Genomic DNA, 13,699 nt, shown 5'->3' on the forward strand with positions numbered 1-13,699 from the left:
TAAGGGAGTAAACTTATGGACAAAACACCGAAAAATGAGCCTGATGAGCCGGTCTCTGAGGGTATACCCGCCCCAGATGGCCCGGCTAACCTGATCGATACCGATTACGTTATCGGCCAAGACAACATCACCACGAATACTATGGGTCTCAATCTTGACCTGCACGGTAAGGTGTTCAGTATATCGGCCGTTATCGTGCTGCTATTTGTGGTGTTAACTCTGGCACTGCAAGAGACCGTCGCACCGATTTATCAAAACATTTTCGATTTCTTGACCGGAAATCTGTCTTGGTTCTTTATTCTAGCGGCGAATATATTCGTCATTTTGTGCATTGGTCTGATCTTCTCTCCTTTAGGTAAAATCCGCATTGGTGGCGCCGATGCCAAGCCTGATTTTACCTATATGGGTTGGTTTTCAATGCTATTTGCCGCAGGCATGGGCATTGGCTTGATGTTTTTCGGCGTTAACGAACCGCTGACGCACTTTGGCACTTCATTTGACGGTGGCAGCTGGGCGCCGCTTGCGGGTGCGGAAGGCAATGCTGCCGGTGCTGAAGCGTTAGCTATGGCCGCAACCATCTTCCACTGGGGCCTGCACCCCTGGGCAATTTACGCTGTAGTGGCGCTTTCACTGGCACTGTTTTCGTTCAATAAGGGCCTGCCGCTATCCATGCGTTCTGTGTTCTACCCCATTTTGGGTGAGCGCGTATGGGGCTGGCCAGGCCACGTGATTGATATTTTGGCAGTGTTTGCCACTTTATTTGGTTTGGCTACGTCCCTTGGTTTAGGGGCAACCCAAGCAGCAGCAGGCCTCACTTACCTGTTTGGTGCGCCGGAAAGTGATATCACCATGATCCTGTTGATCATCGGTATTACGATGATCGCCATCGGCTCAATCGTGGCAGGCGTTGATAAGGGCGTACAGCTGCTCTCCAAAATCAATATTATTCTTGCGGCAATGCTACTTTTCTTTGTGATTGCTGTTGGCCCTACCCTGATGATTGCCACGGGCTTCTTTGAAAACCTTTGGAACTATGCGGTTCATCTACCTGCGTTATCGAATCCTTTTGGTCGTGAAGATGCCAACTTCAGCCAGGGCTGGACAGCCTTCTACTGGGCCTGGTGGATCTCCTGGTCTCCGTATGTCGGTATGTTTATTGCGCGGGTATCCCGCGGTCGTACAGTGCGTGAATTTCTGGTCTCGGTGATGCTGGTGCCGTCCACTGTATCAGTACTATGGATGACCACGTTTGGTGGCACAGCCATTGATCAGTACGTCAGCCAAGGCATTGAGGCCGTTCGCGATGCAGGCGTTGATCTGCAGCTATTCATAATGCTCGAGCAGCTGCCGTTATCACAAATCACCTCATTCGTGGCCATTGTGCTAGTCATCGTGTTCTTCGTGACGTCGTCTGACTCTGGCTCGTTGGTGATTGACTCCATCACCGCTGGCGGTAAGGTCGATGCACCGACGCCACAGCGCGTTTTCTGGGCGATCATCGAAGGCGCGATTGCCATTGCGCTACTGCTAGGCGGTGGCCTAACAGCGCTGCAAACCATGGCTGTTTCTACCGGCTTCCCGTTCACCATCATTCTGCTAGTGGCCTGCTATGCCATTATCAAGGGGTTGATGAGCGAACCTAAAGCCGTCTAGCGATGCTTTGAACCGACCATGGTTTTAAACCAATCATAAGTTTAAAGCTTGCTGGTACTGTTCAAATTTAGCTAGTAAACGGGCAACCCAATGGGTTGCCCGTTTTTGTTGGTATGTCGACAGCTAAGCATCAACACCAAATATCTTTCAATGGCGTTTCAGGTCGATAATGGGTGGCTATTTGCGCCTGCAATAGCTCTGCGGTGGCCAATGCATCCACCAGGGCATGATGTCCTTGATAAGGGGGCAAGCCATAGCGCTCACGACTCGCATGCATACGGATGGAAACCGGTGGGCGACCCAGCCAGCGGCGGAACCGCGCCCATAGGGTTTGGCGGTGCATCCGCGCTTCCAGCGACATGGTATCAATCATCGGAAACAGCACTCCTTCCCCACGTCGGGCTTTGACAGCTGCATTCAAAAAAGGCCGTTCAATATTGCGAAAATGAACGACCACTAGGCGACCTGCTAGCTGGGCCAGAAGTTCGTCCAGTATCGCATCTAAGTCCGGCGCCTGGGCGATCTCTGAATGGGTAATGTGGTGGTAGGTAATTGAGGCTTCTGCTAGCGGCCGCGAAGGGTTCACTACCCAATAGCGCCGCTCAGCCAATTTGATACGATTTAACGTGAAGGGCACGAGGCCAATACTAACAATCGCATGGCGCCTCTCATCCAGCCCAGTGGTTTCCATATCCAGCGCCACCATGGGCACCTCAGAAATGGGCGTTTCAGGATCAGGCAACGGCGTACCAAAGAATTGCTGAAGGGCAGGATTTTTCGCTTGTTGCGCTCGTTGGGCCATATAGCCCTTCCAATCGGCCTGGACGATTTTTTGACGTGGGCGTATACCGCGCATCTTAGCGCCCCTGCCGTTGTGCAGGCATGGGATAGCGGAACTTGAGGAATTTTTGCGCGTTGCTAAGCACTTGGAAAGCGTCTTTCAGGGTGTGGCGTTCGCTGTCCGCCACGTTTTCGGGCTCGATATTGTTATCCGGCAGGCGATCCTCTTGTAGGTCAATCATTTGATGGCGAATCCGCGACATGCATAAAAACTCAAACGCATAACTTAGCTTGTCGCTCATGCCGGTCGCCAATAGTTGGGTCTTACTGATGTCATTCAAGCGCTGAAAGGAGTTCTGCGCTTTGGAACCGCAGGCCAAAGCGTGAATACGCACCAAATCCACCATCGGCGCAGTTCCCCGGCGCTTCAAGTTGATCGAGTTGTTGTGCTTGCCATCTTGCTCCATCACAAAGGTACGGAAAAACCCCAGCGGTGGCGTACGGTTTAAGGCATTGCGCGCCATGGCGGCTAAAAACAGCGGTGATTTTGGCGCTGTCTCGGCAATCAAATCTTGCAGCGTTTCCACATAAAGGTCTTCGCCATAGCAACTATCCAGGTCAAAGAAAATCGAGCTGTGCAGCAGCCGTTCAGGCGTGGGATTGGCCATCCAATCCTGAAAATACCCCTTCCAAACGCTGAGCGGCTGACGCCACTGAACGTTGGTCGCCATAACGTCACCTTTGCAGTAGGTGTAACCGCAGGCATCTAAGCCATCGCTGACAATTTTTGCCAGGGCGTAAAAGTAGTCGTCATGCTCTTCGGGATTAAACTCGTCGGAGAGGATCAGCGCATTATCCTGGTCAGTGACGATGCTCTGCTCATTGCGGGCCATTGAGCCATTCACCATAAAACAATAAGGCACCGGCGGGGGGCCCAGTTCTGCTTCAGCCATTTCCAGCAACCGTCGAGTAAAGCTGCGTCCGATCGTGGAAAGGGCGCTACCCACCATCTGCGAGTTAGCGCCCTCTTGCACCATACGCACAAACGCCGCGCTCACATCCGGCGCCAAGCGTGCCAGCCCCTGGGCACTGGACTGATTAAAAATATTGCTGACCAGATAGAGACCACTGTGGGTCTCGTAGCGAATAATGTCGGAGAGATGCACTACGCCCACAGGGCGCTGACGATAGAGCACAGGCAGGTGATGCACGTTACTGCGCAACATCGTCAGCATCGCTTCATAAACAGAGGCGTCAGACTGGATAGTAATTAGCCGCGAGGAAATCACTTCACCGACGGAGGTTTGTGGCGATAGCCCCTCGGCCACAATGCGGGTACGAAAATCACTATCGGTTAAAATACCGCACATCTGCCAAGTTTGGCCTTCGCTATCTTTAAAACTGTAGCGAGGGTTATCGCTCCCCTCTTTTATTACCAGCAGGGCGGAGGCTTGAGCCTCGCTCATTTGCTGCGCGGCGTGCTGAACGCTGGTAGACGTTTCCACCATTACTGGATAGCGGGTTAGCAGCTTGCGTATCCGCGTCACCATCATGTCGTTGGACTTCTTTTGCTGCTCGGCAGCGCTCTCAAGCCGCGGTCGCTCCAACTCGACAAAATCCGCAAAATGGTCATCCTCCTCGCACAATCGCAGGAAGACCGCCTTGGGAATAAAATAGATCAGGGTATCTTCGATCGCCTGGGCTGGGAAACGCACCTTATGGTTACGCAAGAGGCTGAAGTGACCGAAAATATCGCCTTCGCCCAGGCGGTTATACAGCTCGCCCTGACTACGATAAACCTCCACAGCGCCACTGCGGATATAGCAAAGATCATTGAGCATCTCGTTAAGCGTTAATATGCTGCTACCTGTTTTGAAGTAGCTCACTTCCACCTGCTCAGCAATGGCATCAAGGAGATCATCCGACAGCCCATCAAAAGGGGGAAACCGTCCCATATGTTGGCGTATTTCTAACAGTTCGACATCCATACGGACTCCTTGGTGTTGCCGGTCAATAGGCTGGATAATCAACGCATAATCTAAAGTGTGGCGGGAAGGCTAAGTTAGGTAAACCCCACTAAGGATAATAAAACTAACCGTAGGCCAATCGGCTCACAAAAAAAGCCCGGTGCAGTTATGCACCGGGCTTTGGTGGCCGAAACCATACTAATATTAACGTTGCTAAATAAAGGTTGCTATATTAGCCAGACCAAATTAGCAAAAACACATCAGCCACTTTTAGCAGTATGACTTATGACTGGTTAGCCATTTCCTGCACACGCTGCATCATTTCCGGATCTTGCTGAATGGATTGACCAATAGCGTTGAAGGTATCAACATCTAGGCCGCTGTCTTCGACCACTTCGATCATGCGGTCGTTAGCTTCGGTGCGCACTTCCTGTTGCGCTGATTCATCTTCCGCTTCCTGCAGACGCTGGGTATATTCCTGAGAAATAACCGCAATTTCTTGAGAAGCATCGGCAAACTGCTGGAGCTGGTCGTCAGAAAAATCCTGGGCAGGAGCTTGCTGGGTTGCCATTGGATCTTGTGCAGCGCCTTGTTGCTCTTCCTGGGCGTGGGCGGTGGCCGTCATCAAACCGGTCGCGAGCAGAGCAGCGGAGAACAGAGCAGTCATACGTTGCATAGAAGAAACCTCAATATTGCGTTGTGTATGTGCCCTCTGTGACGCGCCATGCTCAAGCAGGTTCAATCTTTTATGTAAAAGTTAGTAACAAAAAGAACCAAATGTATCTAAAAGACGAATTAAACACGCCACCTCGGAAATAATATGTCTATCATATTCAGCAAGTTACGTAAAAACGACTTACCTTCAGCAGGACTTGCCGCCATGCCCGCACTTTTTGTTCTGCTTTGGAGCACTGGCTTTATTGGTGCAAAGTTCGGCCTGCCTTACGCAGAACCTTTTACGTTTCTGTTTATTCGCTTTGTACTCACGCTACTGCTACTGACTCCGCTGGTCGTTGTGATGCGGATACCTTGGCCCTCATCACCCAGGCTATGGACACATATCGCCATATCAGGCTTTCTAGTCCATGGTGCTTACTTAGGTGGCGTCTTCTATGGCATTTACCTGGGCATGCCCGCCGGTTTAGCGGCCTTACTGGTGGGGCTGCAGCCGCTTCTGACCGCCGCCTTCGCTGGCCCACTGCTGGGTGAGCAGCTCTCTTGGCGCCAATGGACAGGGCTAGCGCTGGGCCTGATAGGTATCAGTTTAGTCCTCGGCAGTAAGCTTGAGCTGGGTGAGTCGCTGTTTGACGGCTTCGGGATTAGTGCTCTGCTGTGTGTCACCGCCGCGTTAATGGGGATTTCGCTGGGTACGCTCTATCAGAAAAGATACTGCACCAGCATGCCGCTGCTTTCAGGGGCGGTGATTCAGTACTTAGCAGCGGGCGCTCTGCTGGGCGTTGGAGCCCTGCTTTTTGAGTCCCGCCAGGTGGAATGGAGCAGCACCTTTGTGCTGACCCTGGGCTGGTTGGTGTTGATTCTCTCAATTGCAGCTATTCTGTTACTCATGGCCTTGATTAAAAAGGGGGAAGCTTCGCGTGTAGCGAGTCTTTTTTATCTTGTGCCGCCAGTCACGGCGCTTCAGGCGTGGTGGCTCTTTGACGAACGCCTTCCCTTGTTAGGGCTTGTGGGTATGTTGGTGGCCATCACTGGGGTAGTGATGGTGATACGGAAACCCGGCCCTAAGGCGAGTAGACGATGACCCGATTTTTATAATGGTCGATAATTTTATTCCAGGGCTTGGCTAAACATGTCAGCACAACACCACTGTGCCAGGGTGAACGGACACTGTAACCGTTGCAATTCTCCGGTACCTTTTGCATTCACGATGGTGTTTCAACCGATCATCAATTGGGGGCGATAACGACAAGTGCTACCAAGCCATACTGCATAGCCTGGTGGCACTAGCAAAAACCTTGGGAACTCAGCTAATTGCTGAAGGTGTTGAAACCCGTGAGGAATCACGCGGCCTGCTGCCCTTGGGTCTTCCCATGTAGCAGGGCTATTACTTCTCCTATCCCAATCTGGAAGCACTCGCGGAAATTGACGACGCTAAATACGAATAGCGTGGCTAAAAATAGCTATATGAAAATAGCTATAGATGTTGCAAATAATCAGCCCCACCTAAGTTACGCATCTGCTGGCGAATCCACTGACTTCGCCGCTCAACCTGGGCATCGGGGCGTGCGGCGCTGCGCGTCAGGGGGCTGGGTAAGATAGCCGCGAGAAGACTTGCCTGGCGCTCAGTTAACGAAGCTGAAGAGACGCCAAAATAGTGCTGAGCAGCGGCTTCTAGGCCAAACACACCGCGATCCCACTCGGCGACATTGAGATAGACCTCTAAAATACGCTGCTTGCTCCAGAGTATCTCGATCAGTAGCGTAAACCACGCTTCTAGCCCCTTCCGCGTCCAGCTGCGACCTGTCCACAGAAAAACGTTTTTAGCCGTTTGTTGGCTCAAGGTACTGGCACCGCGCAGTCGTCCGCCGTCCCGGCTAGCCTGCAATGCGCGGCGCAGTTCGACCAGATCAAACCCGCCGTGGTGTGGAAAGCGCTGATCCTCCGCGGCAATCACTGCCAGCTTAGCGTTCACCGAGAGCGAGTCCCAACCTCGCCACTCGCGCTGTATACGAATCGGATCGCTGTGGATCCAGCTCTGAATTTTGCGCTCGACCATCACCATCGATCCCGGTGGTGGAACGACCCGAAACAACAAGACCAGCGCGACCGACAACAGTACAAACGCTAAAACGCCGCGCCATACAATCCGCCATAGCAGACGCATAAAACGGCGCAGCAAGCGATTGAGCATCCCGTTATCCTTAACGCTTCATGAGGTGATCTGCATGATAGCGCAGATGATCCTCAATGAACGAGGCAATGAAGAAGTAACTGTGATCGTAGCCCGGCTGGCGGCGCAGCGTTAACGGATGATCATGCTCTTCGCAAACGGCTTCTAAACGCTCTGGCTGAAGCTGCTCTTCCAGGAATTGATCCGCTTCGCCCTGGTCGATAAACAGCCGCTGGCGTGATGCGCCGTTGGCCACCAGCTCACAGGCATCGTACTGACGCCAGCGGGACTGATCGTCCCCCAAGTAGGCGTTAAACGCCTGCTGCCCCCAAGGGCAGTTCATCGGGTTCACCACCGGTGAGAAGGCCGACACAGAGCGGAAACGACCTGGATGACGCAGCGCCAGGATCAATGCTCCGTGCCCACCCATCGAGTGTCCGCTAATCGATTCGCGCCCATTGACCGGGAAGTGCTGACGCACTACAGAAGGCAACTCCTCAATCACATAGTCGTACATGCGATAGTGGGGCTTCCAGGGTGACTCGGTGGCATTGACGTAAAACCCAGCCCCAGAGCCTAAATCATAGCTTTCATGCTCGCCGGGCAAGTCGGTGCCCCGTGGGCTGGTATCAGGGCAAACAATCGCCACGCCCAGCTCAGCGGCAATACGGTGAGCGCCCGCTTTCTGCATGAAATTTTCGTCATTACAGGTCAGCCCCGAGAGCCACCACAGCAGCGGTACGCGCTCGTTTTCCGCCTGGGGTGGCAAGTAAACGGCGAAGATCATGTCGCAGTCCAGCGCACGGGAATAGTGGCGGTAGCGCTTATGCCAGCCCCCGAAACTACGGTTGGCAGACACCAGTTCTAGAGTTTCACTCATGCTCATGGGCAGGTTCCTTTAAATACAGCAAACGCGGCAGGTCTACCCTACCGCGTTTTAGCGTTTCAAACGTGCTTTCTATACTACTTAATAATGCTAGGCCTAGTAATGCAGCACGGTACGAATGCTCTTACCCGCATGCAGTAATTCAAACGCTTCGTTGATCTTTTCGAATGGCATATCGTGGGTAATGAAATCGTCGATATTGATTTCGCCGTTCATATAACGATCAACGTAGCCCGGCAGCTCGCTGCGTCCTTTTACGCCACCAAAGGCGGAGCCTTTCCAGACCCGCCCGGTGACCAACTGGAATGGCCGTGTGGAGATCTCTTCACCGGCTCCAGCGACACCAATGATGATCGATTCACCCCAGCCTTTGTGGCAGCACTCCAGCGCTGAGCGCATCACATTGACGTTGCCGATACACTCAAAGGAGTAGTCAACGCCGCCATCGGTCAAATCGACAATGACCTGCTGGATTGGATCTGAATACTCTTTGGGGTTCACAAAATCAGTGGCGCCAAACTGCTTGGCCAGCTCAAATTTATCAGCGTTGACGTCGATAGCAATAATACGCCCTGCCTTAGCCATTACCGCGCCTTGAATGACGGCCAAACCGATAGCTCCGAGACCAAACACCGCCACAGTGGCGCCCGGCTCTACTTTTGCGGTATTCAGCACTGCACCGATGCCGGTGGTCACGCCGCAGCCCAGTAGGCAGATTTTATCCATGGGTGCTTCTTTAGAAACCACCGCCAGGGAGACTTCAGGCAACACGGTGTACTCGCTGAACGTGGAGGTGCCCATATAGTGATGAAGCATTTTGCCCTCGAGTGAAAAACGCGAGGTACCGTCAGGCATGACCCCTTTACCTTGGGTAGCACGCACGCTGCCACACAGGTTGGTTTTGCCCGACAAACAGAATTTACACTTTCCACACTCAGCGGTGTAAAGCGGAATAACATGGTCGCCTGGCTTAAGGCTGGTAACGCCCTCGCCGACTTCCTGCACAACGCCGGCACCTTCATGGCCCAGCACCGCAGGGAAGTTACCTTCGGGATCAGCACCGGAGAGCGTGTAAGCATCGGTATGGCAAACGCTTGTCGCGGCCATTTTAACCAGCACTTCCCCCGCCTTCGGGCCTTCGACATCAATCTCGACCAGTTCAAGCGGCTTACCCGCTTCCAGTGCAACAGCTGCGCGTGATTTCATATTGACTCCTAAATGTTCATTACTTCAACAACAGACACTAAGCCGTTACTCGTCAACTGCCACTGGGCCAAACTCAATCGGCAGCCAGCGATAGCCCTCTTCATCTTCTACGATATGACCAATGCCAGGGAAAGGCATATGGGCACCAGCTATCCAGTGTTTATCTTCAACCGCGCTTTCGAGCACGCTTTCCCGGGTGCGAATGGCCTGCTCGGGGTCAGAATCAAACTCAATGGCCACAGTAGGGTCAGCAAATTGAACGCCGTAGCTGTGTACTACGTCCCCCCATACCAGCATGGCGTCATCATCGCTATTGAGCATAAAGCTTGAGTGTCCGGCGGTGTGGCCATGTGTATCTTGGGCAACAATGCCCATCAGAACTTCATCACCAGCCGTGAAGGGGTTGAAACGATCAGCTTCCTGATAAGGCGCTGCCGCGTCTTGAGCCATGGTAAAGAAGGGTTGATTGGCTTCAGGCGCCGCAGCCGCACGCTCCTCATCCAGCCAAAAATCGGCATCCGCTTGGCTGGCACGCAGTTCAGCATTGGGATAAACCGCTTCGCCCTCCTCATTGGCCAAACCACACACGTGGTCAGGATGCAGATGAGTCATCAACACCGTGTCGACATCCTCCGGCGAGTAGCCAGAAGCGCGTAGGTTACTCTCCACCTGACCTAATGAGGGGCCAAAGCAAGCAGCCGAGCCGGCATCGACCAGCACAAGGTTCTCGCCAGTGTGAATAAGAAAGGCATTGACCGCAGTTTGCATGCCACTCTCTGCATCGATAAATAGCGCATCCAAGTGGCGGAGAATCTCTTCTTGCTCCATGCCTTTTAGCAAGGAGGTATCAATAGCCGTATGACCATCGTATAGCGCGGTTACCTCATACTCCCCAACCATCATGCGAAACCAACCTGGCGCCTGCTCCTGCTGCTGGGCGGGCAGCTCTGCCTGGGCACTGACTGCCCAGCCAGCGCTCACGGCCACTGCTAGCGCACCGCGAGACCACTGAGATAAAGATATAGACATAAGCAAAAGACTCCAGTCATAGGCTAGCGATGCTAGCAGTGTAGGCCAGCTAGGCGCTCTTGATAAACCGGGATACACTCATAAAATTATTGCCACACAGCAACAATCGCTATCAACCCAGGGAGTTAGCATGCAGCACTGGAGCCGTATCGAAGCCTTTGTTGAGGTGGTGCGTTTAGGCACGTTCTCTGCTGCGGCCCGCCACCTGAAGGTATCGACCTCGCATATCAGCCGTTTGGTCAGCCAGCTCGAAAACCAGCTGGGCGTGCAGTTGCTCTATCGTACCACCCGCCAGATCCGCTTAACCGATGCGGGCACTATCTACGTGGAACACTGCCGCCATCTATTTGATGGGCTACGCGATGCCGAGCAGGCGCTTAGCGAACTCCAGGCCAAGCCTAGCGGGCTACTTAAACTGACCTCGGCCACGACCTTTGGCGAGCGCTTTATCGCCCCACTGGTGAATGACTTTCAGTGTTTGCATCCGCAGTTGGACGTTCATATGCACTTCACTAACCGACCAGTAGAACTCATTGAAGAGGGCTACGATATTGCCATTCGGATGGGCGTATTAAAGGATTCAAGCCTGATCGCCAGACGCCTATGTGACCGCCGCGAGTATATCGTCGGCTCACAGAGCTACTTCCGCCAGGCGCCGCGCCCCCACACCTTGGCGGAACTTAGCCAGCACCGCTGCCTGATTGGCTCACGGCCCAACTGGCTGTTTGAAGTCAACGGCCAACGCCGTGAAGTGCGTGTCGAGGGGTGCTGGTCGGGAAATTCCGGGCCAGCGCTGCTAGACGCGGCGCGCAAGGGGCTGGGGCTTGCGCAACTACCGGACTACTACGTTGCCCCCTACTTGGCCAGCGGCGAGCTAGTGGCCGTGCTTGAGCCCTTTCAGCATCACGATACCGCCGTTTGGGCGGTTTACCCCCGCCACCGCCACCTGTCACCCAAAATCCGCCAACTGGTCGACTACCTGGTCGCTAATATAGACACCCTGCTACCCAGCAATCCGCTTGCCTAGCACTCGATAGCATTGACCGCGAGCCCGCCCTTGGAGGTCTCTTTGTATTTGTCCTGCATGTCACGGCCAGTATCGCGCATGGTACGGATCACTTTATCCAGCGATATAAAGTGCTCTCCATCGCCATGCAGCGCCATTCGTGCAGCGTTTATAGCTTTGACGGAGGCGATCGCATTGCGCTCGATGCAGGGCACTTGGACAAGCCCGCCGACCGGGTCGCAGGTCAAACCAAGGTTATGTTCCAAGCCGATCTCAGCGGCATTTTCCACCTGCCCAGGTGAGCCGCCTAGCACTTCGGCAAGCCCTGCGGCCGCCATAGCACAAGCGGAGCCAACTTCGCCCTGACAGCCCACTTCGGCACCGGAAATGGAGGCGTTCTTTTTGCATAAAATGCCTACGGCCCCGGCGGTAAGCAGAAAATCCACCACATCAGCTTCGCTAGCGTCGGGTTCAAACTTCAAGTAGTACGCTAATACGGCGGGCACGATGCCCGCTGCGCCGTTGGTCGGCGCAGTGACCATCCGCCGCCCGGCGGCGTTCTCTTCATTTACTGCCAACGCAAACACGTTAACCCAATCCATTACGGTAAAACTCGACACGATCAGGCGCTGATTTTCCGGTGGATGAAGCAACTGCTGGTGGAGCAGTTGCGCACGGCGGCGCACATTTAATCCACCGGGCAAATGGCCTGTAGCGCGTAGGCCATTCTCAATGCTATCGCTCATGGCGTGCCAGATGGTCAGCAGCTCTTCACGAATGGCCGATTCGCTACGCCAGGCTTTCTCGTTTTCTAACATAAGCTGGCTAATACGCAGTTGATGCTGCCGGCATAGTACGAGTAGTTCGGCCGCCGTATTGAAGGGATAAGTCAGTTCAGTAGCATCTTCACCGACCTCGCCTTGATCTGCCTTCGCTTGATCGACATAAAAACCGCCGCCGAGGGAGTAAAACGTATTGGTCGCCACTAGCGCGTCATCACAATAGGCGCTCAGCACCATGGCATTGGGATGGAACGGCAAACAGGCCTCATCCCATTCGACATCGTTATGAGCGTCAAAAGCGATCTGTTGGCCATTGGCCAACAACAGCGGCTCGCCTTCGGCAAGTTGTTTTAACCGCGACGTAATCGTGTCTGGATCGATACTTTCTGGTGCTTCGCCCATCAGCCCCATGATGACGGCTTGATCGGTACCGTGGCCCACCCCGGTGGCGGCAAGTGACCCATGAAGCCTTACCACCAGCCGGGTAACGCGGGTATCGCCAAGCGCCAAGGCAAAATCTCGCGACGCGCGCATCGGGCCCACAGTATGGGAACTCGATGGCCCGATGCCAATTCGGAAAAGATCAAACACACTAATAGCCATGTCTATTACGCCTCACAACACTGTTATTACCTGCCTATGGGGCACTTTGCAGCGCCGATGACCAAACGTCGAGTGATTAACCGCAATATCGACGTGCCAACACATAACTGTGACGATATAATGAACATTCAACCCTGCATGTTTTTATATGCACATGTCATTGCAAAATTGTGTAGTAGCTACGCTGCTTACCCACAAAGGATGTTGGTATGTCTTCCCCCCCTGCCTGGCCTATCGGATTTCGAACCATCTTAGTACGTGCGGTGCTGTACGTGCTGTTTATCGGCGCGATTACCCAAGGTGCCTATTTAGAAGCGCTCTATTTACCCTCAGTTCGGTTTTCTGAGCTGGGCTTTACCGAGTTTACCCAGACCCTGGTGCTGGCCACCTGCTGTGCAATGCTGATTTACATTCGTCATGTACTTAAAGTGTGGCCCACCGTTACACTGCTGCTGCTGGCATTTGTGGCCGCCTCCTTAGTACGCGAACAGGATCACTTTTTAGATAACTATGTGGCTGAGAACACCTGGAAGGTACTCGTTGCACTGATTATTCTCCCATCGCTTTTTTGGGTGGTGAAGCAGCGCCAACGCTTTCTTGCGGAGTTCGCTCATTACAGCAACACCTTCGCCTTTGGTTTGTTTACGGCAGGCGTGCTGACCACTTATATATTCTCGCGCCTGTATGGGCGACAAGAGTTCTGGCAAGCCGTTCTTGAAGACAGCTATTCAGGAACCTTTAAGAGTGTTGCTGAAGAAGTCGTCGAACTACTCGGTTATAGCCTAATTCTGATCGCCACCCTGGAATTGCTACTACTGGCTCGCCGCATTTATAAAGCCCGGCAGATACCCAATTAAGCGCGGCACACATCGTCTTCAACAATAGTCCCCATAAAAAAGCCCGCCGTTCAGAGAACGGCGGGCTTTTTGGTCTTAGCGG

Annotated in this window: 12 protein-coding genes; 4 read left to right on the forward strand and 8 right to left on the reverse strand. The window is 53.5% G+C overall.

All coding sequences use genetic code 11. The features are described from left to right. The first annotated feature begins 15 nt into the window (after positions 1–15). A complete protein-coding gene (locus K7H09_RS03655; RefSeq protein WP_009288362.1) occupies positions 16–1,653 on the forward strand; it encodes a BCCT family transporter in 1,638 nt (545 codons plus the stop codon). Between the two features lie 130 nt (positions 1,654–1,783). Here K7H09_RS03655 and K7H09_RS03660 read toward each other — a convergent pair whose 3' ends face one another. The 3 genes from K7H09_RS03660 to K7H09_RS03670 all read right to left on the reverse strand — a co-directional run bounded on the left by K7H09_RS03660 (position 1,784) and on the right by K7H09_RS03670 (position 5,076). Next, complete coding sequence (locus K7H09_RS03660) at positions 1,784–2,509, reverse strand: 3'-5' exonuclease (protein ID WP_022522392.1); 726 nt, start codon at positions 2,507–2,509, stop codon at positions 1,784–1,786. Between the two features lies 1 nt (position 2,510). Then, entirely contained in the window at positions 2,511–4,421 is a 1,911-nt protein-coding gene (locus K7H09_RS03665) for a DUF294 nucleotidyltransferase-like domain-containing protein (RefSeq protein ID WP_027958007.1), read from the reverse strand. 262 nt (positions 4,422–4,683) lie between these two features. Next, on the reverse strand, positions 4,684–5,076 hold the full coding sequence (locus K7H09_RS03670; RefSeq protein ID WP_022522390.1) for a DUF4168 domain-containing protein: 393 nt from the start codon (positions 5,074–5,076) through the stop codon (positions 4,684–4,686). A 144-nt stretch (positions 5,077–5,220) separates the two neighbouring features. Between K7H09_RS03670 and K7H09_RS03675 the strand changes: the two genes are divergently transcribed. Beyond that, positions 5,221–6,159: a DMT family transporter gene (locus K7H09_RS03675; RefSeq protein WP_230803647.1), complete on the forward strand. Its 939-nt coding sequence runs from the start codon at positions 5,221–5,223 to the stop codon at positions 6,157–6,159. 393 nt (positions 6,160–6,552) lie between these two features. Here K7H09_RS03675 and mtgA read toward each other — a convergent pair whose 3' ends face one another. The 4 genes from mtgA to K7H09_RS03695 form a co-directional block, all read right to left on the reverse strand. Further along, positions 6,553–7,269 carry a monofunctional biosynthetic peptidoglycan transglycosylase gene (mtgA, locus tag K7H09_RS03680; protein ID WP_009288686.1) on the reverse strand — a complete coding sequence of 239 codons (717 nt, stop codon included), beginning with the start codon at positions 7,267–7,269 and terminating at the stop codon, positions 6,553–6,555. Between the two features lie 10 nt (positions 7,270–7,279). Beyond that, on the reverse strand, positions 7,280–8,134 hold the full coding sequence (gene fghA / locus K7H09_RS03685; protein ID WP_009288687.1) for an S-formylglutathione hydrolase: 855 nt from the start codon (positions 8,132–8,134) through the stop codon (positions 7,280–7,282). A gap of 96 nt (positions 8,135–8,230) precedes the next feature. Continuing rightward, positions 8,231–9,340 (reverse strand): S-(hydroxymethyl)glutathione dehydrogenase/class III alcohol dehydrogenase, encoded by a 1,110-nt coding sequence (locus tag K7H09_RS03690; RefSeq protein ID WP_027958011.1) that lies wholly within the window; start codon positions 9,338–9,340, stop codon positions 8,231–8,233. A 45-nt stretch (positions 9,341–9,385) separates the two neighbouring features. Further along, complete coding sequence (locus K7H09_RS03695) at positions 9,386–10,369, reverse strand: MBL fold metallo-hydrolase (protein ID WP_039860931.1); 984 nt, start codon at positions 10,367–10,369, stop codon at positions 9,386–9,388. A 130-nt stretch (positions 10,370–10,499) separates the two neighbouring features. Here K7H09_RS03695 and K7H09_RS03700 point away from each other — a divergent pair, with 130 nt between their 5' ends. Further along, positions 10,500–11,396: a LysR family transcriptional regulator gene (locus tag K7H09_RS03700; protein ID WP_009288688.1), complete on the forward strand. Its 897-nt coding sequence runs from the start codon at positions 10,500–10,502 to the stop codon at positions 11,394–11,396. Here K7H09_RS03700 and K7H09_RS03705 read toward each other — a convergent pair. Further along, positions 11,393–12,760 (reverse strand): L-serine ammonia-lyase, encoded by a 1,368-nt coding sequence (locus K7H09_RS03705; protein ID WP_009288689.1) that lies wholly within the window; start codon positions 12,758–12,760, stop codon positions 11,393–11,395. The two genes, K7H09_RS03700 and K7H09_RS03705, sit on opposite strands and share 4 nt — an antisense overlap. 209 nt (positions 12,761–12,969) lie before the next feature. On the opposite strand from K7H09_RS03705, the gene K7H09_RS03710 reads away from it, so the two are divergent. Then, a complete protein-coding gene (locus K7H09_RS03710) occupies positions 12,970–13,617 on the forward strand; it encodes a hypothetical protein (protein WP_230803650.1) in 648 nt (215 codons plus the stop codon). Positions 13,618–13,699 lie beyond the last annotated feature (82 nt).

Source organism: Halomonas sp. IOP_14 (genome assembly GCF_021021315.1).
Lineage (GTDB): Bacteria > Pseudomonadota > Gammaproteobacteria > Pseudomonadales > Halomonadaceae > Vreelandella > Vreelandella titanicae.